We start from the raw sequence: 24,694 nt of genomic DNA on the forward strand, positions 1-24,694 counted from the left end.
CCTGCGGGAGCAGCCGGGACTTTGGAAGACGCGACACAACGCACTCCCGGAACCATGCCCTGACGTGTCACGATTCAGAGCACGGCGTACGGACCGGCGTCGAGGGGCAGAGGTGGCCGCGCCGGAAGGCGCGTTAAGGGGGATGTCCGGGTGTCAGCGGGTGGGGCCCGCCGGGGACGGCGGGACAACGGGCTCGACGCGAACGAGTACGCCGTCGTCGGCGACGTCGATCCGCGCGTCGGTGAGCACCTGCTCGACGTGCTGGCCGCCGGCGGGATCGCCGCCTACCTCCAGCCCTCCGCGGACCTCAACCCGGTCACCCGCACCACCACCGTGCCGGCCCGTCCGGTCGACCGGCTCTACGTCGACCGCTCGCACCTGACCACCGCACGGGACTACCTCACCCAGCTCGCCGACGAGACCACCCCGGAGCAGCCGCCGGCCCGCGACGAACCGGACATCGACGCCGAGTGGGCACGGATCGTGGCGGGCTTCCACACCACCTCCACGACCGGTGAGCACCCGTGGCCGGCCTCGGAGGACGTGGACGAACACGACACCCGGGACGAACCCTCCGCCGGGCCGCTGACCCGTCCCGGGGCCGACGAGGCCGGTCCGACGGCCACCGACGTTCGCCGGCTACCGTCCGCAACGGACATCTCCGGGATCTCCGTCGGGCGCGGCACCCGGCCGGACGAGCCCTCGCTGCTGGACGGGTTGGACACCTTCGGCGCCGACCTGCCCGACGACGAGGACGACGAGGGTTACCACCCGCCCCCGCCGCCGCCGCTGCCCCGGTTCAGCAAGTACGCGGTGATCGGCGTGCTCGGCGTGGTCGTCGGGTTCGTGCTGTTCCTCTTCCCGTGGTTGCTCCCGGTGGACCGCTCGGCGGTCACCCTGTTCGGGTTCACCGGCATCCTTGCCGGTTTCGTCACGCTGATCTGGCGGCTGCGCCCCGGCGACGAGGACGACGACGACCCGGACAACGGCGCCGTCGTCTGAGTTCGGCCCGCATCCCGGGACGGCAGCGCCCCGCCGGGGGCGTAACAGTGGTGTAACTTACGGTCAGTAGGAATACCGCTGTACGTCACTTCCCCCGCTGACTGACCGGTTTTTCCTTGCTCGCGGCGGTCAGTCCTCTGCTGATCGGAATGCCCGAGATGCGACAGAGTTCTCTCGTGGTGGTGGCCAACCGCCTCCCCATCGACGACAATCAGGCGCCCGACGGGGCCTGCGAATGGCGGCGCAGCCCAGGTGGGCTGGTCAGCGCGCTACACCCGCTGCTGCGGCACACCCCGGCGACCTGGGTCGGCTGGGCCGGCGGCACCGGGCCGGCCCCCTCGCTGCCGGACGTGGACGGCGTACGGATGCACACCGTCGCGCTCAGCCCGGAAGACCTGCGCGACCACTACGAGGGGTTCGCCAACGCCACCCTCTGGCCGCTCTACCACGACTCCGTCGAGCAGCCGCAGCACCACCGCCGCTGGTGGGAGGCGTACCAGCGGGTCAACCAGCGCTTCGCCGAGGCGACCGCCGAGGTGGCCGAGCCGGGCGGGGTGGTCTGGGTGCAGGATTACCACCTGCAACTGGTCCCCGGTCAACTGCGCGCGCTCCGCCCGGACCTGCGCATCGGGTTCTTCCTGCACGTGCCGTTCCCACCGCCCGAGCTGTTCATGCAACTGCCCCGCCGGGCCGAACTGCTGCGCGGCATGCTCGGCGCCGACCTGGTCGGCTTCCAACGCGTGCAGGCGGCGCACAACTTCGCCCAGCTGGTGACGCGGGTGCTGGAGCTGCCGGCCACCGACCGGCGGATCGGCATCGACGACCGGGTGGTGCGCATCGGCGCGTTCCCGGTCTCCATCGACACCGCCGAGATGGCCGCGCTGGCCGCCCGCCCGGACGTGGCCGCTCGGGCCCACCGGCTCCGCCAGGATCTCGGTAATCCCCGACAGGTCGTCCTCAGCGTGGACCGGATGGACTACACCAAGGGCATCGAGCAACGCCTCAAGGCGTACAGCGAGTTGCTCGCCACCGGCGACGTCAAGGTCCGCGACACCGTGCTGGTGCAGGTCGCCATGCCGAGCCGGGAACGCGTCGGCCAGTACCAGATCCTGCGCGAACGCATCGAGCGCGAGGTTGGCCGGATCAACGGCGAGTTCGGCCGGGTCGGCGAGCCGGCGATCCACTACCTCACCCAGCCCTTCGACCGGGCCGAGCTGGCCGCGCTCTACCGGGTCGCCGACGTGATGGCGGTGACCCCGCTACGCGACGGGATGAACCTGGTCGCCAAGGAGTACGTGGCCGCGCGGGTCGACGACACGGGCGCTCTGCTGCTCAGTGAGTTCGCCGGCACCGCCGCCGAGCTGTCCCAGGCGTACCTGGTCAACCCGCACGACCTGGAGGGGCTCAAGCAGGGCCTCCGGGCGGCGCTGCGGGCCGACCCCGCCGACACCACCCAGCGGATGCGGGCCATGCGCGCCCACCTGCACCAGCACGACATCCGGGGCTGGGCCCGCTCCTACCTCCGCGCGCTGGACGAGGGCGGCGCGCTGGTCAGTCGCCTGACCAGCGCCGACACCGGGCCCGACGGCACCGCTCTGGTGCCCCGGCCGGCCACCCCGACCGGCAGCCCGGCCGCCCACCAGGCCAGCGGCTGACCGCCGGTCGGCGGCCTGGGCGCTCAGTGCGCCGCGGGCTCCTTCTCCAACCAGTCCAGGATCGCGTCGATCGGCTCCGCCCACCGGGCGTCCAACATCAGGTCGTGGCCCATCCCGGGGAAGAGCAGCGGCGCCGAACCGTACCGGCGGGCCACCCGGGTCAACGTCGACGCGGGCACCACCCGGTCGTCCGGGCTGCCCAGCACCAGCACCGGGGGCGCACCCACGGCCGGCTCGGCCGCCGGCGCACCCAGCAGCGCCCACTGCGCCCGCCGGCCCGCCCGGCCCAGACGCGCCACGTGCCGCCGGGCCTCTTCGTCGGGCAACTCGCGGCTGAACAACTGCCCCCGGTTGAGCCGCAACGGCCCACCGAACACCGCCGGCAGCGTACCCGCGGGGTTGCGGCGCAGCGCCGCGCCCAACACTGCCCAGCCGCCGAAGACCGGTGCCACCAGCACCGCGCCCCGCGCCGGGTAGCGGGCCAACGCGTGCGCCACCACCAGGGCCCCGGCGCCGTGCCCCACCAGCACCGCCTGCCGCGGCAGGCTGGCCGCGACCTGGACCACGTCGTGGGCGTACGCCCGCAGCGTCGCCTCCGGCGCCGGCTCGCTGCCACCGTGCCCGCGCAGGCTCACCGCGTACGCCGGGAAACCCCGCGACGCCGCGTGACCCAACCAGTGCTCGGCGAACGCCCACGCGCCGTGCCCGAAGCCGGGAACGAAGAGCAGCGGCGGACGCCCCTCCTCCAGTTCGGGGACCGCGCTGAGCACCTCCCGCCGGGCCGGCCGGACCGGGCGGGACCACTCCCGGCCTCGCATGATCCGCAGCTCAGTCACCGATCTGCCTCTCGCTCGCAACTAGGGCGCGCGCCCGCACGGGCCTGCTCACTTGCCCTCCAGCTCGACCAGAGCGCGCTGGACGGCGCGCAGGTAGTCGGCGTGCCCGACCTCGAACCAGTGCCGACTGCTCTCCTTGACCGGCCCGGAGTACCGCTCCCCGGCCCGGTCCCGCACCCGAGACGCGAACGCCGCGGCGCGCTCCGGCCGGTCCCGGCGGGCCCGCAGCAGTCGGGCGAAGAGCACCGTCTGCCAGTGCGACAGGGTGAACAGCCCGGAGTCCGGCTGGAGCAGGCCGGCGACCGCCAGCGTCGGGTGCCCGGGGGTGAACGCGTTGAGCCACAGCGTGGGTCGGCCCGCGCCCGCGCTGTCGCCGAACACCGACGCGTCGAGGAACTCGAAGCGCGGCAGGTAGCCGGTGGCGAAGACGACCACCTCGGGGTCGATCTCGCGGCCGTCGGCCAGCTGCACGGCGTACGGGTGGAACCGGGCGATGTCCGGCACCGGGCCGATCGCGCCGTGGCCCACGTAGTAGACGAGCTGGCTGTTCGCGATCGGGTGCGTCTCGTACACCCGGTGGTCGGGCTTGGGCAGGCCGAAACGGGTCAGGTCGCCGACGGTCAACCGCAGCGTCCAGTGGTAGAGCCACTGACGCACCCGCAGCGGCACCCGCAGCGCCAACAGGCTGTCGTTGACCTGGTCGGCGGGACGACCGAGCACGTACTTCGGGGCGTACCAGTAGCCGCGCCGGGTGGAGTGCCAGCAACGCGACGCCTGCTGGGCGGCCTCGACGGCGATGTCGCAGCCGGTGTTGCCGGCGCCGACGACCAGCACCCGCTTGCCGCGCAGCTGCGCCGGGTCCTTGTAGGACGAGGCGTGCATGATCTCGCCGCGGAACTGTTCGAGACCCTCGTAGCGGGGCAGCTTCGGCGACCAGTTGTGGCCGTTGGCGATCACCACGGCGGCGTAGCGGGAGGTGCGTTCCGGGCCGTACCCGCCGGTGGAGCGGGTGGTCACGTCCCACCGGTCCCCCGCGGCGGGCTCGACCCGGATCACCTCGGTGCCGAACCAGATGTGCGAGCGCAGGTCGAAGTGGTCGGCGTACCGCTCGAAGTACGACAGCAGTTGGCCGTGGTGCGGGTAGTCCGGCCAGGAGTCCGGCATCGGGAAGTCGGGGAACTGGGTGAACGGCTTCGACGAGATCAGGTGGGTGCTGGCGTACACCGGGCTGCGGTCGTGCCGCCAGTTCCAGGCGCCGCCGACGCCCGTCTCCCGCTCGTAGCAGTCCACGCCGAACCCGTGCTCGCGCAGATTCTTGATGGCCGTCAGGCCGCTGGCCCCGGCCCCGATGACGCAGACCGTGTCGCCCCGGTCGGAGACCGGGCGGCCGTCGCTGTTCGCCGCGGGCGAGGTCGCCTCCGGGTCGGGCCGGCCGTGGTCGGTGGAGGTGGACACCGGGGAGATCTCCTTTTGGTACGGCAGGCGTGCCGGTCGCCGCGAAATCCTCTCCACAACGGAGCCGGATGTCCAGTCCCGCGGCGGACAACTCGACGTGCGGGCCGGGGTCGGGGGTCAGCCGTCGGTGGGCAGCAGCAGGTCGACCAGGACCGGGAAGTGGTCGCTGGCACGGCGGGTCTGCGGGGTGTCCACCACGTCGTAGTCGGCCACGGTGATCCGCGGGTCGACGAAGAGGGCGTCGATGCGGCGGCGCGGGTCGGCGCAGGAGTAGGTGAGCCGCTCAGCCCGGTCGGCCGCCACCGCGGCGTCGGTCAACCCGCGCGACACGGTGGCCCAGGCGGGACCGTCCGGCCCCTCGTTGAGGTCCGCCCCGGCCAGCACCGGGCTGGTCGCCGCGTCCAGGCCGCGCTTGAACTCGGCGGCCTGGGCGGGCCGCTCGGCCGGGTCGGTGGACAGGTGCGAGCCGGCGAGGGTGAACCGGGCGTCGCCGACCCGGCAGTCGGCGTACGCGGCACCGCGCAGGTGCCGGCCGGGGGTCAGCGGGAAGCGCTGGCAGCGGGTGTCCCGCACCTGGACGCGCAGGCTGGTCAACAGCAGGTTGCCCAGGGCGGGCAGCCCACCGGCGGCGACCACCAGGCCGAACGACTCGGCCAGCGTGGCGGACTTCTGCCGCCACCGGAACCGGCGCGGCCCCTCCTGCACGATCACCACGTCCGGCTTCGCGGCCCGGACCACCGCAGCCAGCGCGGCGGTGTCGTCACGCTGGCTGTGGATGTTGTACGAGACCACCCGCAGCGGCACGCTCATCCCGGACCGCCTCAGATCCGGCGGGCCAGGTCGGCGGCGCCGATCACCCCGGCGCTGTTGCCCAGCTGCGCCGGGAGCACCTCGGCCACCGGCAGGCGACCACGCTGGGCGAGCGCGTCGAGGTACGAGCGGCGGGTCGGGCCGAGCAGCAGGTCACCGGCGTCGATCACGCCGCCGCCGACCACCAGGGTCTGCGGGTCGAGGATCTGCGCCATGTCGGCGAGGCTGGTGCCCAGCCACCGGCCGATCTGGGCGAACGCCTCGGCGGAGACCGGGTCGCCGCCCTGCGCGGCGGCGGTCACCATCGGGCCGGTGATCGCCTCGGCCTCGCCGCCGGCCAGGTCCAGCAGGGCGGTGGCCCGGTTGGGCTCCTGCCGGGCGCCGGCGCGGGCGAACCGGACCAGGGCGCTGCCGCTGGCGTACTGCTCGATGCAGCCCAGTCGACCGCAGCCGCACTGGTGTCCGTCCGGCACGGCCAGCATGTGGCCCAGCTCGGCGGCGATGCCGTGCGCCCCGCGCATCAGCTCGCCGCCGAGGACGACGCCGCCGCCCACGCCGGTGCCGATGGTGAACATGATCATCGAGTCGTCGGCTTCCCGGGCCGCGCCGTAACGGAACTCGGCCCAGGCGGCGACGTTTCCGTCGTTCTCCACGATCACCGGGAGCCCGACGGCCTCGCCGACGTACTCGCGCAGCGGTTCGTCGCGCCAGGCCAGGTTGGGGGCGAAGAGCACCGTCGAGCGGCTGGCGTCGATCCAACCGGCGGCGCCGATACCGACGGCCTCGATCCTCCGCCCGGCCGCCAGCTCGCCGACCAGTTCGATGATGACGTCGCGGGTCTTGGCGACGTCATCGGCGGGGGTGTCCCGTCGGGTCTGCACGAGGACCGTGCCGGTGTCGTCCACCACACCGCCGGCCACCTTCGTGCCACCGACGTCGACTCCGATGGTCAGCGTCACCGCTGCCGCCCCCCTCTGCTGTGCCGTCCGCCCGCGTGCCGGCCCAGTGCCGGTCCGGGTCGGAATGTCCCGCGCTCAGGCGCCGTCGCCCGATGCTTCCGCGCCGGTGCCATCGGGCACCCGCGAGGCGGGCACCACGGGACGGGTGGTCGGTGCCGGAACGGTCGCCGGCCCGGCGTCGTCGACGGGTGGTACGGCGGCCGGGGCGAGTGGGTCCGCCGTCCGGGTGGCGACCGACCAGACTTCCCGCTCCGGTGCCGGCTGAGAATCATGCCCGGTACGGGTGGCATCGCGCCACACGTGGTCGTCGCCGGTGGCGCGGGACTCGGTGCTCGGGGCCGGCTCCGGGAGCACATCGTCGGTGCTCGCGCCGGGTGCCGGCGCTGGTCGGGCACCCGGCGCGGAGACCGGGTCGGACGGGCTCGTCGCCGGCGGTTCCGGCGGGGAGAACGCGCGGAGCAGGCTGGCGACGCCCGCGGCGAGGTCTCCGGCGCCGGTCGCGAGACGTTCGGCGAATTCCGGACTCGGATCACGCAACGCGGCGATGCCCCGACAGACCGGGCAGACGCAACATTCGGCCGAACCGGTGGCGAAAGCACCGCCCGCGCCGGAGCGCCCGTCCGGAGCGGCGCTGTGACCGAGGACACCGGACAGCATCCCGCCCAGCGAGCCGAACGCACCACCCGCCGAGCCGGCGGAGGCCAGTCGCGCCCCCGCGAGCAGGGTGGCGACCAGCCGCTCTGCCTCTTCCCGGGCCGAACCCGGATCCGTTCCGCCCATCGTCGGCTCCTCTACCGTGCCACCGGACACGTCACTGCGCCGCACCGGTTGCTTCTACCCGGCGCTTGAGCTGCTTCAACGCGGTGTCCATGATCATTTTCTCGGCTTTGCGCCGAAACATCCCGAGCATGCCGACCGACAGGTCGACCTCCAGCGTGTAGGTCACCGTGGTGCTGCCGTCCGGATTACCCACCAGGTCGTACGACCCGCGCTGGGCCTTCTGCATCTTCGAGGGGGCGACCAGGTGCCACTCGATCCGGGACAGGTCCTCGGCGTACTCGTAGGCGAGCACGTAGTCGTCGGCCATCACCCCGGCGTCGATGGTGAAATGCACCTGACTGGCGTACCCGTCCTCGTACTCCTCGACGACCTCGGCGCGCCGCACCGCGTCGGTCCACTCGGGGTAGCGCGGGAAGTCGGAGATGACCGCCATCACCCGATCCGGTGCGGCGCCGATAATGATCGACTGGGTGGAAGAGTCCGCCATGGGGGGAGGCTACCCGGCGGGTACCTCCTGCCTGCCCCACCCCGACCGACCGCCGGGTAGGTTTCGACACAGCCGACGCCCACGGCGGCGGCCGTCCCGGCCAGTGCGAGCACGAAGGAGTGCAGGTGCGCGAGTTCTCCGTCCCGCCGATCGTCACCGTCGGCGACGCGGCCAACCTCACGGATCCGGTCTGGGACAACGCGGAGGTCGCGCCCGACACCGTCCAGTTCGCCCGTCCCACCCCGGGCGCCGACGGCACCGTCACCGCCTGGACCGACGTGACCTGCCTACAGTTCCGGGACGAGGTGGCCGCCGTGGCCCGGGGGCTGCTCGCCGCGGGCATCGAGCCGGGTTCCCGGGTCGGCCTGATGAGCAGTACCCGCTACGAGTGGACGCTGCTGGACTACGCCATCTGGGCCGTCGGCGCGGTGACCGTGCCGATCTACGAGACGTCCAGCGCCGAGCAGGCCGCCTGGATCATCGAGGACTCCAACGCGGTCGCCGTGGTCGTGGAGACCGAGGCGCACGCCGCCCTGATCGCCGGCATCCGGCACCGGCTGCCCGAGCTGGGCCAGGTGTGGCAGCTCGAACGCGGCGGCGTCGACGAGCTGGTCACGGCCGGCGCGACGGTCGAGCTGGCCGAGGTCGAGCGGCGGCGCAAGGCCGTTCGCGCCGGTGACCTGGCCACGATCATCTACACCAGCGGCACCACCGGCCGCCCCAAGGGCTGCGCGCTCACCCACCGCAACATGTACGCCGACATCGCCAACGCGGTGCCGGTGCTGCCGAACCTGTTCAACGCCGGCGCGAGCACCCTGCTCTTCCTTCCGCTGGCGCACGCCTTCGCCCGGCTCATCCAGATCGGCGTGGTGCAGGCGCGGGCCACCATGGCGCACTGCGCCGACACCAAGAACCTGGTCGCCGAGCTACAGGCGTTCCGGCCGACGTTCGTGCTCTCCGTACCCCGGGTGTTCGAGAAGGTCTACAACGCCGCCAAGCAGAAGGCCGAGGCGGACGGCAAGAGTGGCATCTTCGCCCGCGCCGAGCAGGTCGCCATCGCGTACAGCGAGGCCCTGGAGACCCCCGGCGGCCCGGGCCTGGCGCTGCGCGCCCAGCACGTGGTCTTCGACCGGCTGGTCTACCGCAAGCTACGCGCCGCGCTCGGCGGGCGGTGCCGGGACGCGATCTCCGGCGGCGCGCCGCTCGGCGCCCGGCTCGGCCACTTCTTCCGGGGTGTCGGCGTGACGGTCCTGGAGGGCTACGGCCTCACCGAGACCTCGCCCGCCGCCGCGGCCAACCTGCCCACCGGCACCCGGATCGGCAGCGTCGGCCGCCCGCTGCCGGGCGTGACCGTGCGGATCGAGGACGACGGCGAGATCCTGATCTCCGGCGATTTGGTCTTCCAGGGTTACTGGCGCAACGAGACCGCGACGGCCGAGACGATCACCACCGACGGCTGGTTCCGCACCGGCGACCTGGGCCAGCTCGACTCCGACGGCTACCTGAGCATCACCGGCCGCAAGAAGGAGCTGATCGTCACCGCCGGCGGCAAGAACGTCGCCCCGGCGGTGCTGGAGGACCTGGTCCGGGCGCACCCGTTGATCAGCCAGTGTGTGGTGGTCGGTGACCGGAAACCGTTCATCGCGGCCCTGGTCACCGTCGACGAGGAGGCGCTGCCGAACTGGCTGGAGAGCGCCGGGATGCCCGTCGACACCTCGATCGAGCAGCTGCGTGAGCACGAGGCACTCCGCAAGGAGATCCAGGCCGCGATCGACAACGCGAACCAGGCCGTGTCCAAGGCCGAAGCGATCAAGGTGTTCCGGGTCCTGCCCCACGACTTCACCGAGGCGACCGGCGAACTGACCCCGTCACTCAAGGTCAAACGTCAGGTTGTCCAGAAGACGTACGCGGCAGAGATCGCCGATATCTACCGAGGCTGACTACCATCCGTCACGTGCCCGCATCCACAGCCACCGCACCACACTCGCATCCCCTCGCCGCGGCCGCCCGCCTGGTGATGCTGGCGCTGATCGCCATCCTGACCCTGTTCGCCACCCGCGACGTCGCCCAGCTGTGGTGGATCGCGCTGCTGGCGGTGGCCGGGCTGCCGTCGCTGCTGGCGCCGCAGCACCGGCTGATCGGCCCGCTGAGCCGGGTGGCCGAGGTGGTGGTGCTGGGGTTGGCCGCGAGTCACGTCGCCGCGGTCGCGTCCATCGGCGGCACGGTCGACGGCCTGGGTGCCTCGGCGGTGCTGCCCTACCTGGCGGTCCCGGTGACCGTCACCGCGCTGCGCCGCCGCTTCGCCGAGGGCGCCGCCCTGCTCGCGGTCACCGCCGCCACCCTGCTGGTCAGCGGCGCGGTGACCCAGGTCGGCGCGGGGCCGCAGCTCGGCCAGCCGGGTTACCTCGCGGTCTGCGCGCAGTGGCTGATCCTGGCGGCGCTGGGGCTCTACGCCGCCGGCACCCTGCACCGGGTGATGGCGGTGCGCGGTGAGGGCAAACCCCAGCCGTACGCCGAGGCCACCCGACTGCTGACCCAGCTGCGGACGGTCGCCCGGCAGCTGCCCGGGGCGACACTGGACCCGGGCGGCATCTCCGAGCACCTGTTGGAGGAGCTGCGCACGGTGGCCCGCGCGGACCGCGGCGCGGTCCTGTCGGCCAGCGGCGGGGGCCGACTCGTGGTGCTCGCCCAGGCCGGCGTCGACCGGGTGGACTGGGAGACGACGCTGGACGCCGACTCGGCGATCGCCGACGCCTGGGCCACCCAGCAGGCCACCACGGCCGCCCGGTCGCAGTCCCGCTCACACCGTGGCGGCGACGTGTCCGCGCTGATCGTTCCGCTGGTCGCCGGGGTGCGCACGGTGGGGCTGGTGGTGCTGGAGGCGGACGCCGCGCACGCGTACCCGCCGCCGGTGGTGTCCCGGGTGACCGCGCTGACCCGCCCGGCCGCGCTGCGACTGGAGGCGGCGCTGCTCTTCGACGAGGTGCGCTCGCTGGCCACCAACGAGGAGCGGCAGCGGCTGGCCCGGGAGATCCACGACGGGGTGGCGCAGGAGCTGGTGATGGTCGGCTACGGCATCGACAACGCCATGGCCACCGTCTTCGACGACGCCGACGAGACCGCCGAGGCCCTGCGTACGCTGCGCGGCGAGGTGACCCGGGTGATCCAGGAGCTGCGGCTGAGCCTCTTCGAGCTGCGCAGCGAGGTGGACCGGCAGGGTGGGTTGGCCGCGGCGATCGCCGAGTACGCGCGCACGGTCGGCGCGTCCGGCGGGCTGCGGGTGCATCTCTCGCTGGACGAGTCCACCGCCCGGCTGCCGGCCGCCACCGAGGCCGAGTTGCTGCGCATCGCGCAGGAGGCGGTGACCAACGCCCGCAAGCACGCCGGGGCGTCGAATTTGTGGGTCACGTGTGAGGTCGACCCCCCGTACGCGCAAATAGAAGTGTCGGATGACGGTCAGGGGATGGCTGACCAGCGCCCCGACGGACGGTACGGTCTTGCGATCATGGCCGAGAGGGCGGAACGTATCCGGGGCCGGTTGGAGATCAGGCCGCGGCAACCCAGCGGCACGACCGTGGCGGTGGTTCTCGGCACCTCGGCCCGGCGCGATAACGTGCGCGGCAGCGCAGCACCAGAAGGGGAGTAACCCGAGGATGACCACAAGTCCGATACCGGCCACCCGCACCAAGGTCCTCCTTGTTGACGATCATGACCTGATTCGCAAGGGCCTGCGGCACGCCTTCGAGCGCGACCGCCAGTTCGAGGTCGTCGGTGAGGCGGCCACGGCGGCGGAGGGCGTACGCCAGGCCGGCGCCCTGCAGCCGGACGTGGTGATCATGGATCTGCGGCTGCCCGACGGCAGCGGCCTGGAGGCCACCCGCGCGCTGCGCAAGTCCAGCGCCTCGATGGGCATCGTGGTGCTGACCATGTATGCCGGCGACGACCAGCTCTTCGGCGCCCTGGAGGCCGGCGCGAGCGCCTTCGTGCCGAAGACCGCCCCGGCCGACGAGGTGGTGGCCGCCGCACGGCACGCCGCCTCCTCCCCCAGCGCGTTCACCGCCGCCGACCTGGCCGAGGCGATGAAGCGCCGGCTCGCCCCGTCCGGCCCGCAGTTGTCCCCGCGGGAGGGGCAGGTGCTGCGGCTGCTCGCCGACGGGATGAGCGTGGCCGGCATCGCCAAGCAGCTGTTCGTCAGCGAGTCCACGGCGAAGACGCACATTTCCAAGCTCTACGAGAAGCTCGGCGCTGCCAACCGGGCCCAGGCCCTGATGACCGCGCTCCGGCTCGGCCTGCTCGAGGCACCGGACGCACCGAAGTTCTGACCCGCCGCGTTCGTCGAGCGGGACGACGCGATTGACGGTCCGCGCCAGCTTCGGCCGGCGCGGGCCGCCGCGTATCGACCGACGTCGGCGGCCAACCTTCGGCGCGCTATGGTCTGGCGTGCCTGGCGGGTGCACAATACCCGCGCGGGCGCCGAAGCTCGCGTCGCGGACTCGAGGGGTGAACGCATGCAGCGGCCGGACTGGGCACCCGACACCATCGACATCGAGCGCCCGAGCGTCGCGCGGATGTACGACTACTACCTCGGTGGGTCGCACAACTTCGCCGCCGACCGGGCCGCGGCGCAGGCGATGGTCGCGGCGGTGCCCGAGGCGCCCCTGATGGCCCAGGCCAACCGGGCGTTCCTGCGCCGCGCCGTGCACCACCTCGCCGACGCCGGGATCCGGCAGTTCCTGGACATCGGTTCGGGCATCCCGACCGTCGGTAACGTGCACGAGATCGCCCAGCGGCTCGACCCGCAGTCGCGGGTGGTCTATGTGGACGTCGACCCGGTGGCGGTGGCGCACAGTCGCGAGATCCTGGCCGGCAACGAGCGGGCCGCCGTGGTGCAGGAGGACCTGCGCCACCCGGAGGCGATCCTGGCCCATCCGGACGTGCGCAAGCTGCTGGACCTGAGCCAGCCGGTGGCCGTGATGGTCGTGGCCGTCCTGCACTTCGTCTCCGACGACGACCGACCGGCGCAGCTGCTGCGGACGCTGCGGGACGCGTTGGCTCCCGGCAGCTATCTGGTGCTGTCGCAGGCCAGCGACGACGGGCGCAGCGAGGACGAGCGCGCGGTGGCGGAGCGGGTCTACCGGCGCACCGACAACCCGCTGTGGGTGCGTAGCCGCGCCGAGCTGACCGCCCTGTTCGACGGCTTCGAGTTGCTCGACCCCGGCGTGGTCTGGGTGCCCGAGTGGCGACCGGACACTCCGGAGAGCGCCGAGAACGCCGAGCAAGCGGTCTTCATGGGCGGCGTCGGGCGCCTCGGTGACTGAGCCGCCGGGGGTGACCTCCCACCCGGGCACGTTCGCGCGGGCCTGGGCGAAGGCGGTCTCCGGCACCAGTTACCTGCCGATGACCCAGGCCCAGTTGGAGACCCTGCTGGACCGGCTCACCGGGCAACTGGCCGGCGCGTTGCTCACCGACCCGTTCGATCTGCGGGCCGGGCACCGGGTCGGTGCCGAGTTGGTCGCCGCGCACATCGCCTCCGCCGAGGGGCTGGGCCGTACCGTCGAGGTCATCCAGCTGCGGTTGGTGCGCGACCTGGGGTTGGTGGCCGAGGACGTCGAGGACCGGATGGCCCGCCTGCTGGCGGCCGTGGCGACCGGTTACGCCCGCGCGCTGCGCGACCGGACGCTCGACGAGCAGGAGTCGATCCGCCGGGCCGCGATGCGGGCCCGCACACAGGCCGAGCGGGCGCTGCGGGCCAGCGAGGCCCGGTTCCGGCATCAGGCCACCCACGACCCGCTGACCGAGCTGCCCAACCGGACGCTGTTCACCGAGCGACTCACCGCCGCGCTGAACGAGCCGGGCCGGGGGGCGCAACGGGTCGGGGTGTGCTTCCTGGACCTGGACCGGTTCAAGGTCGTCAACGACACTCTGGGGCACCAGGTCGGTGACCTGCTGCTGGTTACGGTGGCCGAGCGGCTGCGCAAGGCCATGGGTGAGCACCTGGTGGCCCGGCTCGGCGGCGACGAGTTCGTCATCCTGGTGGAGCGCACCGGCGGCACCGACGACATGGTGGCGGTGGCCGAGACCGCGCTCGCGGCGGTGCGGACGCCGGCGCTGGTCGACGGGCACGAGCTGCAGATCTCGGCGAGCATCGGCATCGTCGAGCGTCAGGTGGCCGGGGCCAACCCGACGGACCTGATGCGGGCCGCCGACAGCACCCTGCACTGGGCGAAGTCCGCCGGTGGGGCGCGTTGGGCGCTCTACGACGCTGAGCGCAACCAACGTGAGCTGGCCCGCTACGCGCTCTCCGCGGCCATTCCGGCGGCGTTGGAGCGGGGCGAGTTCTACCTCGACTACCAGCCGCTGACCTCACTGCGCGACGGCAGCCTGGTCGGCGTGGAGGCGCTGGTCCGTTGGCGGCACCCGGAGTTGGGGGTGCTGCGTCCGGACAGCTTCATCGGGTTGGCCGAGGAGACCGGCCTGATCGTCCAGCTGGGCGGGTGGGTGCTGGCCGAGGCGTGCCGCGAGGCCGAGGCGTGGTCGGCCGGGGGCGCCGCCGCGCCGTTCGTCAGCGTCAACCTGGCGGTGCGGCAGGTGCACCGGCCCGGGTTGGTGCAGGAGGTCCTCGCGCTCCTGCGGCAGACCGGCCTGCCGCCGGAACGACTCCAACTGGAGATCACCGAGAGCACGATGATGAGCACCGCCAAGGAGCCGGTCCGCGCCCTACGGGTCCTGGCCGACCTCGGGGTGCGAATCGCCATCGACGACTTCGGCACCGGCTACAGCAACCTGGCGTACCTGCGGGACCTGCCGGTGACCGAGCTGAAGGTGGCCGGTGAGTTCGTGGCCGGTCTGCGATCGCCGTCGGTGGGCCGCACCGACGAGCGGATCCTTGCCTCGCTGGTCTCGCTGGCGCACGCGCTCGACCTGACGGTCACCGCCGAGGGGGTGGAGACCGCCGGGCAGGCCGAACGGTTGCGGGCGATCGGCTGCGACGCCGCCCAGGGTTGGCACTTCGGCCGCCCGGCGCCCGCCGATCGCATCCTGGCCCGCATCCGCTGACTACGACGGCCCACCTCGGCCCGACCCGGCCTCGCCACGCCCGGCCCGGCTCGGCCCACACCCGGGCCGGGCCGACGAGCATGATCGACTCGTCTTTCCCTGAAGTCGGGGCGTCTTGAGGCCGGGACACCCCGACTTCAGGGAACCCGAGTGGATCACGCGGAAGTGATCGCAATGTGTCCGATGTGTTCGTTGGGCATCGATGTGCTGCCTTCGGAGTTCCCATCACCATGTCGCCAGCTCACCCCGGATCGCCGGGTCCTCCGTCGAGCCGCCAGATCACTGGGGGCCGGTATACCTCACGGGCATAAATATGACTCACAGGTATACCGTTCAGCGACAACTCGATGACGCGCGGGCTGAGCCTCGATCGCGAGGCCAGTCGGCGGCGCCGCTGCGGGAGAGCGCCGGCACGACCTGGTGGCACAGCGACGCCGCGACACGTCCACCTTCTGGGCCAAGGCCGAGTACTTCGACGGCCGCGGTCCGGGCGGCTGCTGCCCCGGGAGAGCTGACCGTCGATCAGCCGGCGAGCAACGCCCTCATCCGTTCCGCCTGCGCCTCCCAGCGCCACTCCCGTTCCACCCATGCCCGACCGGCCGCGCCCAGTTGCCGGGCCAGGTCCCGGTCGGCGAGCAGCCGGGCGACCCGGTCGGCGAGCTGGGCGACGTCACGGCCGCGTACGACGTAGCCGGTCTCCCCCTCGCGGACCGCGTCCGGTGCGCCGCCGGAGTCACCGGCGACCACCGGCAGGCCGGTCGCGGAGGCTTCCAGGTAGACGATGCCCAGCCCCTCCACGTCGACGCCACGGTTGCGGGTGCGACACGGCATCGCGTAGACGTCGCCGGCGGCGTAGTGCGCCGGCAGCTCGACCGACGGCACCGTCCCGGTGAACACCACGTCCCGCTCCACGCCGGTCTGCCGGGCCAGCTTCTCCAGGGTCGCCCGGTAGGGCCCGCCGCCGACGATCAGCAGCGCGGCGTCGGGCACCCGGCGGCGGATCTCCGGCAGTGCCCGGATCAGCGTGTCCTGACCCTTGCGCGGCACCAGCCGGGACACACACACCACCACCGGCCGGTCGGTCAACCCGAGCCGGGCCCGGACCTGCTCGCCGTCCACGGTCGGGTGGTAGGTGTCCACGTCGACGCCGGGCGCGAGACGGCGCAGCTCGGTCACCCCGTCCAGCACGCGCGCCAACCGGCTACGGGTGTACTCACCGAGGTAGGTGGTCACGTCCACACCCCGACCGATGCGCCGCAACGCCGGCCGGGCGGCCGGAACCGCCGCCCAGCCGACCTCGTGGCCGTGGGTCTGCGCCACCACCCGGCGGATGCCGGCCCGCCGCCGCAGCCCGGCCGCGAGCAGCCCCAGCGGGGCCGCCGCGCCGAACCACACCGTGTCGCAGTCGTACGCGCGAGCCAGCCGCGCCGCCCTGCGGGCGATCAGCGGGGTGGGTAACAGCACCCGGGTGCGCTCCCGGATCACCTCGAACGGCTGGTCGGCGTCGAACTTCGCGGCCCCGCGCCAGCTGGACGCGTAGACGACCACCGAGCCGGCCGGTTGACGCAGCGCGAGGTTGTGCACGAAGGACTGGATCCCACCCGGGCGGGGCGGGAAGTCGTTGGTGATCAGCAGGGTGCGACTCATCGACCGGCCTCCCGGGCGTACGCGCGGGCGGCGGCCATCCGCTCCACGGTGGACGGATGCGAGGCCGAATAGAGGTATTCCCAGCGGGGCGGGTCGGGGTCGCCGAGGTTGACCGAGCCGAGCCGGCGTTGCATCGACTCGAAGGACTCCGGGTCGTCGGTGAGCGCGAGCGCGTGCGCGTCGGCCCGTGCCTCCACCCGTCGGGACATCAGCGCCTGCACCGGCGCGGCGACCAGCCCGGCCACCGTGACCAGGGCGACGAGTAACGGAAACGCACGCGGTTGGGCCACCGAGTCGACACCGGCCAGCCGCAGCAGTGGGCCCCACGAGCCGAGCAGGTAGAGCGCCACCACGGCCGCCGCGGCACCCAGCGCCCCGGTCAGCGTGCCGACCGCCACGTCGGAGTCCTTCGCGTGCCCCAACTCGTGTGCCACGACCGCGGTCACCTCGGCCGGGGTCGCCTCGCGCAGCAGCGTGTCGTAGACGACCACCCGCCGGGTCGGGCCGAGACCGGACACGTACGCGTTGACCGCCCTGGTGCGGCGGGAGGCGTCGGCGACCAGCACGTCGCGCACCGGCACCCCGTCGCGGGCGGCCATGCTCATCAACTCGGTGCGCAGCGCGCCCTGCTCCATCGGGGTGAACCGGTTGAACACCGGCTCCACCAGCACCGGCAGCACGAACGACAGCAGCACCACCAGTAGCGCGGCGCCGGCCGCGCCGAACGCCCACCACCAACGCGGCGCGAGCCGGATGACCGCGTAGAAGCCGAACAGCGCCACCGCGCCGATCACCGCGCTGACCGCGTACGACTTGAGCAGGTCGACCGCCCAGCCGCTCCAGCCGTTGGTGCTCAACCCGTAGCGGGTGAGCACGCTCTGGCGCCAGGCGGCGAACGGCAGCGTCACCAGGTCGGCGACGAGCACCACGGCCAGCCCGCCGAGCACCGCCTGCGCGGCCCAGTGCCCGCCGAACGGCCGACCCACCAGCTCGACCAGGCGACCGCCCAGCGGGGTCAGCCCGAGCGCGAGGGCGATCAACAGCCCGGCGGCGAGCGCGGCATAGCCGCCGGGGCGCAGCGCGGCCCGGAACTCCCGACCCTTGGCCACCTGCTCGGCCGGCAGGTCACCGAGCGCGGCGAGCTGATCGGCCCGGGGTGCCGGCGGTCGGTGCCATGGGATGAGCAGCGCGGTCAGCACGACCAGCGCGACGGTCAGCCCGGCCAGGGCCAACAGCGCCCAGCCGCGCGGGGTCACCGCGTCACCGCCCGTTTTGCCCTGCTCATCGCCCCGCTCCTCCCGCCGTGACCGCTCATCCTATGGCCCGGGAGAAGCCCGCTTCCGGGCGCGGTGTCGCGCTCAGGCGACCCGGCGGGGGCCAGGGCGGCGCGCCGGCTCCGGGCGCGCGGGCGCGGCCAGCACTTCCACGTCGAAGCCGGCCCGGGCGAACACCTCGATGGCCTCGACCTCGGCGGCGACCAGCCCGGCCGCCGGGGACGTCTCGTCGAACAGGGCGGTCAGCGGGCAGCCGGAGCAGCCGTCGGCCCGCTTCGCGCACCGGTCGCAGTCGATGAGCATCACGCCTCCTGATCGGCTCGCGGCACCCGGCCGACGACCCGTCGTCGCCGACCGAGCACCGTCGGTCACATCGACACTAACCACCGGGTACGACAGGAACTCCATCCGACCGTCCGTTACGGGACCAGATCCACTCCAGATCAACAAAATCGGGGTATCCCGCCCGACCGGAACAACCGACATCACCGAACCCGTCAGCTATCCGCCAGACGGTGTCGTGGTCTCAGTCCTGCGCGTCGAGGTCACGCAGCGCGTAGCGGAGGTGCTGCCACTCCTCCTGGTAGATCACGTGGAGGCAGTGCCGGACGGACACCTGCCTCTCGGGCCACCAGGCGGCCGGCCGGGTCTCCGCGAGCAGGTCCGGCGTGACGGTCGCCAGAAAGTCGCGCACCATCGCCTGCCGCTCGGTCCGCAGCTCGAGGATCTCGGCGAACGTCGGCTGCTCGACGGCGAAGACCGACATGTCGAAGCCCTCGGTCTCGTACTCGGCATGGGGTTGCCCGAGCGGGTGGAAGGGCTGCGGCAGTCGCCGGATCGACTCGCCCAGCCAGGTGTCGGCGGCGAACGCGAGATGGCGCAGCGTCTGCGCGAACGACCACTCCCCGTCGACCGAGACGTCGACAGCACCCTCGGGCATCGAGACGGCCCGGTCGACGGCCGCCGCCCAGGCCCGTTCGGCCGCGGCCCACCCCGCCCGGAGGTCGTCCGGGTCGTTGGCCTGCCTGAGCTCACGCCCGGGAAACCGTCGGTTCAGCTCGGCCTCGACCAACGGCACCACATCGACACCGTTGATCAGGAACGTGCCCTCGGCCAGCCACGGCGCGTCGATGTCCAGACCGTCCACGTCGACGCCGCGCATCACCGCACCGGCCAGCGTCGACCTGGTGAACCGGGCACCTCGCAGATCCCGGTCGACGAAGACCTTGGCGTCATCCGCTGCCATGGCAACTCCCTCTCGTCGGCGACAGCGGCGACGCTAGCCCTCGGGTACGACAGAGGCACCGTCCGACAGGTCACGTCCACTCCGAGTTCGATGAAGACGGGCTGTTGCGAGCGGCCGGACACCCCGACTTCATGTAACTCGTGTCGATCACGGCACTGGTGGCGGCTGGGCCCCCAACACCTCCGCGGACGAGGTCAGGAGCGGGCGAGCCGCCGCAGCAGCGAGTCCGCACCCAGCGGGTAGGCCCCGTGTCGGCGTACCCCGTCGGCGACCTCGCGGTCCGACGAGATCACGACCACCGGCCGACCCGCCGGCTCGGCGCGGACCAGCCGTCGGATCAGCTCGTCGGCGGTCTCGCCCTTGCGGGAGAAGAGCACCCGTACGCCGCGTGGCGCGGGCGGCAGCCCGTGCATTCGCTCGGCGCCGTCGAAGACCACGGTGACCTCGTCGCCGGTCTGCGCGGCGATCCCGCCCAGCCCGGTGATCAGTCGTTTGCGTTGCTGCTCCAGGGACATCTCGCCGAAGCCGCGCTTGGTGACGTTGTAACCGTCCACCACCAGGTGCGCCCGGGGCAGGGCGAGCAGTTGGTCGAGTCGGGCCGGGTCGTCGGTGTCGCGGGCCCGGGCGGCGGGGCCGGGCGGGGCGGTGCCCGGCTGCTCGGCGAACGCGTCGGCGACGAAGTCGGCGGGGAGCTTGTCGACCGGGTCGAGCGCCAACTCCCGGCGCAACCCGACGGCGGCCTGGCCGATGGTCTCCAGCAGCAGCCAGAGCCGGGCGTCGTCGACCGAGCGGGCTTCCTTGGCGCTGGCCCGGGCCACCCCGGCGGCGGCCTCGGCCTCGGCCAGTCGGGCCCGGGCGCGGCGCAGCTCGGCGTCCACATCGGCGCTGGCGCGAGCGGCCCGGCCGCGCTCGGTGGCCAGCAGCTCGGTGGCCTTCCGCTCGCGGGCCTGGGTCTCCCGCAGGGTGCGCGCCACCTGCCGGGACTCCTCGCGTAGCTGGCCCAACTCCTCGCGGACGCGGGCCAGCTCGTCGCGAAGCTTCTCGGCCTCGACCCGGGCCACCGCGCGGTCGTGCTCGGCGCGGGTGGCCCGCTGCTCGGCCTCGCGGACCAGCTCGGCGACGACGGCGCTGTCCGCCTCGGCGCGCACCGCGGCGCCGCTGGCGTCGATCAGCTCCCGCCAGCCACGCGGGCGGGCCAGGTAGGCCAGCGCGGCCACCTCGACCGGGTCGGCGGCGGCCGGAGCCGTGCCCTCGACCACGGCCGCACCGAGATCACCGACGTCGGCCAGGACCCGCGCGGTGACCCGCTGCCGGAACAGCGGGTCAGCGGTGAGCTGGGCGGCGATGGCCGGCGCGCCGAGCCGGGCCCGCCGGTTGGGGGCGAACTTGGCCACCCGGCGCAACGGCACCGGCACCTCGTCGGCGGGGAGGGTGGGCAGCACCGCCGCGGTGAGTGTCACGATCCGCTGCCGGACCGGCTCGGGCAGGGTCGGCTCCGGCTCGACGCCGGGGCCGTCGCCCGCCGTCGTGGGGTCGGATGCGCCCGATGTGTCGCTGACTACGTTGTCGTCCGGGTTGCCCACGGCACCGTCGAGCGCGACCGGATCCTCCTGCGGGAGGTGGTCGTCGTACGGCTCGGTGAGGGGCATGTGGCAAGTCTCCCACCGCGACCGGGCCCACCGCCCGGTGAGTGAGCCGATCTCTCATCCTAGCCCCATGGTGACGCATGGGACGGCTGCGACGGGAGTGTCGGACCGTGGCGCTAGCGTGCCGCCGATGGCACAGGCGGAGTACGTCCAGGAGTCACTGGCCGGTCTCGACCCGGCGGTGGGCGGGGTGGACCCGGCGCTGCCGCTCTACGCCACCACCTTCGTGGTGGTCGACCTGGAGACCACCGGCGGCGCGCCGGACGGCGGCGGCATCACCGAGATCGGCGCGGTCAAGGTGCGCGGTGGCGAGCAGTTGGGGGTGCTGGCGACCCTGGTCAACCCGGGGCAGCCGATCCCGCCCTTCATCACCGTGCTGACCGGCATCACCCAGGCGATGCTGGTGCCGGCGCCACCGATCGAGCAGGTGCTGCCGAGCTTCCTGGAGTTCATCGACGACGCGGTGCTGGTGGCGCACAACGCCCCGTACGACGTGGGCTTCCTCAAGGCCGCCTGCGCGAAGCACGGCTACCGCTGGCCCAACCCGCGGGTGCTGGACACGGCGGCGCTCGCCCGCCGGGTGTTGACCCGCGACGAGGTGCCCAACCGCAAGCTCGGCACCCTGGCCGCCTTCTTCCGCACCGCGACCCAGCCCACCCACCGGGCCCTGGACGACGCGAAGGCCACCGTCGACGTGCTGCACGGGCTGATCGGCCGGCTCGGCGGGCACCGGGTGGACACGGTCGGCGACGCCATCGAGTTCGCCCGGGCGGTCACCCCCACCCAGCGCCGCAAACGGCACCTGGCCGAGGGGCTGCCCAAGGTCCCCGGGGTCTACATCTTCCGGGCCGCCGACGACCGGCCGCTCTACGTGGGCACGTCCGTCGACATCGCCACCCGGGTGCGCAGTTACTTCACCGCCGGGGAGAAGCGCGCCCGGATCTCCGAGATGTTGGGCGCGGCCGAGCGGGTCGAGGCGGTGGAGTGCGCCCACTCGTTGGAGGCGGAGGTCCGCGAGCTGCGGCTGATCGCCGCGCACGCCCCGCCGTACAACCGGCGGAGCAAATATCCGGAAAGGATGGTCTGGCTCAAGCTGACCGAGGGGCCGTACCCTCGCCTGTCGATCGTCCGCGACCTCTCCCCCACCGACACCGCGTACCTCGGGCCGTTCACCTCCCGGCGGGCCGCCGAGCTGGCCGCCGCCGGTTTCCACGACGCGGTGCCGCTGCGCCAGTGCACGCACCGGCTCTCGCTGCGCACCGTCACGCCGGCCTGCGCGCTGGCCGAGCTGGGTCGCTGCCCGGCGCCCTGCGAGCACAAGATCACCCCCGAGGAGTACGACGACAGCGCCGCCGCGCCGTTCCGCACCGCCACCGCGAGCGACCCCCAGCCGGTGGTGGACGCGCTGCTCGCCCGGATCGACGTGCTCTCCCGCGACCAGCGCTACGAGGAGGCCGCCGTGGTGCGGTCCCGGCTGGCGGCCGTGCTGCGGGCCACCGTGCGGATGCAGCGGCTGGCCGCGCTGACCGGGATCGCCGAGTTGGCCGCCGCCCGGCCGGCCGCCCGGGGCGGCTGGGAGTTGGCGCTGGTCCGGCACGGGCGACTGGCCGGCGCCGGGGTGTCCCCGCCGGGCGTGCACCCGCGGCCCACGTTGTCCGCCATCCGGGCCACCGCGGAGACGGTGTCGGGCGGGCACGGCCCGGTGCCGGCGGCCACCGCCGAGGAGTCCGAGCGGATCCTGTCCTGGTTGGAGCGACCGGAGACCCGACTGGTCGAGATGTCCTCCGGTTGGTCGTCGCCGGCAGGTGGCGCGGGCCGGTTCCGTGACCTGCTGGCGAAGGCCGAGAACGGCGCGTCCCACCAACTCTCGACCGAACGCTCATGACCAACTGACCGATCGGACTACGTCGACTCGCTTAGGCTGTTAGAGAAGTGCAGTCCTGCCCGATTCGTGGGCCTGCTCCCGCCGCCGGCTTCCGGCGATGCGGAGCCGGGGTGAGGAGGTGTCCCTCGTGGACGTCGACGCCGGACACGGCGCCGCCCTGGGGGGCGCCCTGCCGACACAGCCGGGTGAGCTGCCGCTCACCCGCCGGCTGCGGTCGCTGCTCAGCTGGCCGACCACCGACTCCGACCCGGTCACCCAGCTGGTCCGCACCCACCGGGGCATCCACGCCGGCACCGACCCCGCCGTGCTGCGCCGTGCCTACACGATCGCGGAGAACATGCACCGCGGGCAGTTCCGCAAGAGCGGGGAACCGTACATCACCCACCCCCTCGCGGTGGCGCAGATCTGCGCCGAGCTGGGGATGGACACCACCACCCTGGTCGCCGCGCTGCTGCACGACACCGTGGAGGACACCCGCTACACCCTCCAGGCCCTCTCCGAGGACTTCGGCGGCGAGGTGGCCCACCTGGTCGACGGGGTGACCAAGTTCGACAAGGCGTTCTACGGCAAGGCCGCCGAGGCGGAGACGATCCGCAAGATGATCGTCGCGGCCGCCAAGGACGTCCGGGTGCTGATCATCAAGCTGGCCGACCGGCTGCACAACATGCGTACCCTCGGGGTGCGCTCGGCGTCGTCGCGGGAACGGATCGCCCGCAAGACCCAGGAGGTGCTGGTCCCGCTGTGCGACCGGCTGGGCATCCAGACCCTCAAGCGCGAGCTGGACGACGTGGTGCTGCTGCACCTCGAGCCCGACGAGCACGCCCGGCTGGCCCGGCACGTGCACGACCGGCCCGGCTGGGACAGCTACCTCGACTCGGTGGTCACCCGGGCCCGGGTGGCGCTGCGCCGCAGCCGGGTCGACGCCGAGGTGAGCCCCCGTCCCCGGCACCTCTACTCGATCTGGAAGGACACCATCGCCGGCGGTCACACCGCCCCGTACGACCTGCCCCGCATCGTGGTGGTGGTCGACGGCCCGCCGACCGACTGTTACGCCGCCCTGGGCGCGATCCACGGCACCTGGCGACCGATTCCCGGCCGTTTCAAGGACTTCATCGCCTCACCGAAGAACAACCTCTACCGTTCGCTGCACACCAGCGTCTGCGGCCCGCAGGACCGCACGGTGGAGGTGCTGATCCGCACCGAGGAGATGCACCGCTCAGCCGAGTACGGCATCGCCGCCGACTTCCGGTTCCCCCGCTCGGGCAGCGGCAGCGCGGCGGCCCGGGCCGAGCAGCTGGACTGGCTGCGCCGAGTGCTCGACTGGGAGCCGGACGCCGCCGACCCGGCACAGTTCTACGAGTCGCTGCGCTGCGACCTGGCCGAGGGGCAGATCCAGGTCTTCGCCGACGGGCGGCAGATCGTGCTGCCGGCCGGCGCCACGCCGGTCGACCTCGCCTACGAGTTGGGCAACGACCGGGGCGACCACTGCCTGGCCGCACGGATCAACGGTCGGCTGGCCCCACTCAGCTCGGAGCTGGACGAGGGCGACGTGGTGGAGATCTTCACCGAGAACGACGGCGACAACGGCTTCGAGGCCGGGGTGGCGCCGCGCGGTCCCCGCCGGGAGTGGCTGAGCTTCGTCAAGTCGCCGCACGCGCAGATGCAGATCAACCGGTGGTTCGCCGAGCACACCGAGCCGGGCATCACGATCAGCGACAAGGTCCGCCTCGGTCGGGCCACCATCGGGCTCGCGCTGCGTCAGCACAACCGGGGTCTCGCCAGTGACCTGCCGCTGTTGCGCCTCTCCGAGGAGTTGGGCTATCCCGACCTGGAGACCCTGCTGGTCGCGGTCTTCGACCGGGTGATCGAACCGGACACCGTGGTCCGCCAGCTCATCGACCTGGTCGACCATCGACAGTGACCCGGCCGGCCCCAGCGCGTCCGAAGGACATTCGT

At 73.0% G+C, this 24,694-nt stretch carries 20 protein-coding genes; 9 read left to right on the forward strand and 11 right to left on the reverse strand.

Annotated elements, in window-relative coordinates; all coding sequences use genetic code 11:
• Nucleotides 1–150 precede the first annotated feature (150 nt).
• Together AB0J33_RS19945 and AB0J33_RS19950 are read left to right on the forward strand one after the other, a co-directional pair.
• Nucleotides 151–1,002 (forward strand): DUF308 domain-containing protein, encoded by an 852-nt coding sequence (locus tag AB0J33_RS19945; protein WP_363615486.1) that lies wholly within the window; start codon nt 151–153, stop codon nt 1,000–1,002.
• 158 nt (nt 1,003–1,160) lie between these two features.
• Nucleotides 1,161–2,657: a trehalose-6-phosphate synthase gene (locus tag AB0J33_RS19950; protein ID WP_363615487.1), complete on the forward strand. Its 1,497-nt coding sequence runs from the start codon at nt 1,161–1,163 to the stop codon at nt 2,655–2,657.
• A 23-nt stretch (nt 2,658–2,680) separates the two neighbouring features.
• On the opposite strand, the gene AB0J33_RS19955 is transcribed toward AB0J33_RS19950, so the two are convergent.
• The 6 genes from AB0J33_RS19955 to AB0J33_RS19980 form a co-directional block, all read right to left on the reverse strand.
• Nucleotides 2,681–3,475 carry an alpha/beta fold hydrolase gene (locus tag AB0J33_RS19955; protein WP_363615574.1) on the reverse strand — a complete coding sequence of 265 codons (795 nt, stop codon included), beginning with the start codon at nt 3,473–3,475 and terminating at the stop codon, nt 2,681–2,683.
• A 66-nt stretch (nt 3,476–3,541) separates the two neighbouring features.
• Nucleotides 3,542–4,948, reverse strand: a complete 1,407-nt coding sequence (locus tag AB0J33_RS19960; protein WP_363615488.1) for an NAD(P)-binding domain-containing protein — start codon at nt 4,946–4,948, stop codon at nt 3,542–3,544.
• Between the two features lie 117 nt (nt 4,949–5,065).
• Complete coding sequence (locus AB0J33_RS19965) at nt 5,066–5,773, reverse strand: endonuclease/exonuclease/phosphatase family protein (RefSeq protein ID WP_363615575.1); 708 nt, start codon at nt 5,771–5,773, stop codon at nt 5,066–5,068.
• On the reverse strand, nt 5,770–6,717 hold the full coding sequence (locus tag AB0J33_RS19970; RefSeq protein WP_363615489.1) for an ROK family glucokinase: 948 nt from the start codon (nt 6,715–6,717) through the stop codon (nt 5,770–5,772). Before AB0J33_RS19970 ends, AB0J33_RS19965 begins: the two co-directional genes overlap by 4 nt.
• 75 nt (nt 6,718–6,792) lie before the next feature.
• On the reverse strand, nt 6,793–7,497 hold the full coding sequence (locus AB0J33_RS19975; RefSeq protein ID WP_363615490.1) for a hypothetical protein: 705 nt from the start codon (nt 7,495–7,497) through the stop codon (nt 6,793–6,795).
• A gap of 31 nt (nt 7,498–7,528) precedes the next feature.
• Complete coding sequence (locus AB0J33_RS19980) at nt 7,529–7,984, reverse strand: SRPBCC family protein (protein WP_363615491.1); 456 nt, start codon at nt 7,982–7,984, stop codon at nt 7,529–7,531.
• Between the two features lie 125 nt (nt 7,985–8,109).
• Here AB0J33_RS19980 and AB0J33_RS19985 point away from each other — a divergent pair, with 125 nt between their 5' ends.
• From AB0J33_RS19985 to AB0J33_RS20005, 5 genes are all read left to right on the forward strand, one after another.
• A complete protein-coding gene (locus AB0J33_RS19985) occupies nt 8,110–9,924 on the forward strand; it encodes a long-chain fatty acid--CoA ligase (RefSeq protein WP_363615492.1) in 1,815 nt (604 codons plus the stop codon).
• A gap of 14 nt (nt 9,925–9,938) precedes the next feature.
• On the forward strand, nt 9,939–11,630 hold the full coding sequence (locus tag AB0J33_RS19990) for a GAF domain-containing sensor histidine kinase (protein WP_363615493.1): 1,692 nt from the start codon (nt 9,939–9,941) through the stop codon (nt 11,628–11,630).
• Between the two features lie 7 nt (nt 11,631–11,637).
• Nucleotides 11,638–12,306 (forward strand): response regulator transcription factor, encoded by a 669-nt coding sequence (locus tag AB0J33_RS19995; RefSeq protein ID WP_030337723.1) that lies wholly within the window; start codon nt 11,638–11,640, stop codon nt 12,304–12,306.
• Nucleotides 12,307–12,492: 186 nt separating this feature from the next.
• Nucleotides 12,493–13,302 (forward strand): SAM-dependent methyltransferase, encoded by an 810-nt coding sequence (locus tag AB0J33_RS20000; protein WP_363615494.1) that lies wholly within the window; start codon nt 12,493–12,495, stop codon nt 13,300–13,302.
• A 79-nt stretch (nt 13,303–13,381) separates the two neighbouring features.
• The gene (locus tag AB0J33_RS20005; protein ID WP_363615576.1) at nt 13,382–15,040 is read left to right on the forward strand and encodes a bifunctional diguanylate cyclase/phosphodiesterase; all 1,659 of its coding nucleotides are present in this window, start codon (nt 13,382–13,384) and stop codon (nt 15,038–15,040) included.
• A 522-nt stretch (nt 15,041–15,562) separates the two neighbouring features.
• On the opposite strand, the gene AB0J33_RS20010 is transcribed toward AB0J33_RS20005, so the two are convergent.
• The 5 genes from AB0J33_RS20010 to AB0J33_RS20030 all read right to left on the reverse strand — a co-directional run bounded on the left by AB0J33_RS20010 (nt 15,563) and on the right by AB0J33_RS20030 (nt 20,856).
• A complete protein-coding gene (locus AB0J33_RS20010) occupies nt 15,563–16,687 on the reverse strand; it encodes a glycosyltransferase family 4 protein (protein WP_363615495.1) in 1,125 nt (374 codons plus the stop codon).
• Nucleotides 16,684–17,943, reverse strand: coding sequence for a M48 family metalloprotease (locus tag AB0J33_RS20015; RefSeq protein WP_363615496.1), 1,260 nt, complete (start codon nt 17,941–17,943; stop codon nt 16,684–16,686). Before AB0J33_RS20015 ends, AB0J33_RS20010 begins: the two co-directional genes overlap by 4 nt.
• A 102-nt stretch (nt 17,944–18,045) precedes the next feature.
• Entirely contained in the window at nt 18,046–18,264 is a 219-nt protein-coding gene (locus AB0J33_RS20020; RefSeq protein WP_363615497.1) for a hypothetical protein, read from the reverse strand.
• A gap of 223 nt (nt 18,265–18,487) precedes the next feature.
• Nucleotides 18,488–19,207, reverse strand: a complete 720-nt coding sequence (locus AB0J33_RS20025; protein WP_363615498.1) for a DinB family protein — start codon at nt 19,205–19,207, stop codon at nt 18,488–18,490.
• A 194-nt stretch (nt 19,208–19,401) separates the two neighbouring features.
• Nucleotides 19,402–20,856 (reverse strand): NYN domain-containing protein, encoded by a 1,455-nt coding sequence (locus tag AB0J33_RS20030; RefSeq protein ID WP_363615499.1) that lies wholly within the window; start codon nt 20,854–20,856, stop codon nt 19,402–19,404.
• A 127-nt stretch (nt 20,857–20,983) separates the two neighbouring features.
• Between AB0J33_RS20030 and AB0J33_RS20035 the strand changes: the two genes are divergently transcribed.
• Together AB0J33_RS20035 and AB0J33_RS20040 are read left to right on the forward strand one after the other, a co-directional pair.
• The gene (locus AB0J33_RS20035; RefSeq protein WP_363615500.1) at nt 20,984–22,738 is read left to right on the forward strand and encodes a DEDD exonuclease domain-containing protein; all 1,755 of its coding nucleotides are present in this window, start codon (nt 20,984–20,986) and stop codon (nt 22,736–22,738) included.
• A 127-nt stretch (nt 22,739–22,865) separates the two neighbouring features.
• Nucleotides 22,866–24,659, forward strand: a complete 1,794-nt coding sequence (locus tag AB0J33_RS20040) for an HD domain-containing protein (protein ID WP_363615577.1) — start codon at nt 22,866–22,868, stop codon at nt 24,657–24,659.
• Nucleotides 24,660–24,694: the final 35 nt, after the last annotated feature.

Source organism: Micromonospora sp. NPDC049645 (assembly GCF_040675155.1).
In the GTDB taxonomy this organism is placed as follows: domain Bacteria; phylum Actinomycetota; class Actinomycetes; order Mycobacteriales; family Micromonosporaceae; genus Micromonospora.

Excerpts from the sequence above, each read along its gene's own strand:
- AB0J33_RS20000 (WP_363615494.1), top strand. The coding sequence starts at position 12,493 with ATGCAGCGGCCGGACTGGGCACCCGACACCATCGACATCGAGCGCCCG.
- AB0J33_RS20030 (WP_363615499.1), bottom strand. The coding sequence starts at position 20,856 with ATGCCCCTCACCGAGCCGTACGACGACCACCTCCCGCAGGAGGATCCG.
- AB0J33_RS20025 (WP_363615498.1), bottom strand. The coding sequence starts at position 19,207 with ATGGCAGCGGATGACGCCAAGGTCTTCGTCGACCGGGATCTGCGAGGT.
- AB0J33_RS20010 (WP_363615495.1), bottom strand. The coding sequence starts at position 16,687 with ATGAGTCGCACCCTGCTGATCACCAACGACTTCCCGCCCCGCCCGGGT.
- AB0J33_RS19975 (WP_363615490.1), bottom strand. The coding sequence starts at position 7,497 with ATGGGCGGAACGGATCCGGGTTCGGCCCGGGAAGAGGCAGAGCGGCTG.
- AB0J33_RS20035 (WP_363615500.1), top strand. The coding sequence starts at position 20,984 with ATGGCACAGGCGGAGTACGTCCAGGAGTCACTGGCCGGTCTCGACCCG.
- AB0J33_RS19950 (WP_363615487.1), top strand. The coding sequence starts at position 1,161 with ATGCGACAGAGTTCTCTCGTGGTGGTGGCCAACCGCCTCCCCATCGAC.
- AB0J33_RS19995 (WP_030337723.1), top strand. The coding sequence starts at position 11,638 with ATGACCACAAGTCCGATACCGGCCACCCGCACCAAGGTCCTCCTTGTT.
- AB0J33_RS20005 (WP_363615576.1), top strand. The coding sequence starts at position 13,382 with ATGACCCAGGCCCAGTTGGAGACCCTGCTGGACCGGCTCACCGGGCAA.
- AB0J33_RS19980 (WP_363615491.1), bottom strand. The coding sequence starts at position 7,984 with ATGGCGGACTCTTCCACCCAGTCGATCATTATCGGCGCCGCACCGGAT.
- AB0J33_RS19955 (WP_363615574.1), bottom strand. The coding sequence starts at position 3,475 with ATGCGAGGCCGGGAGTGGTCCCGCCCGGTCCGGCCGGCCCGGCGGGAG.
- AB0J33_RS20020 (WP_363615497.1), bottom strand. The coding sequence starts at position 18,264 with ATGCTCATCGACTGCGACCGGTGCGCGAAGCGGGCCGACGGCTGCTCC.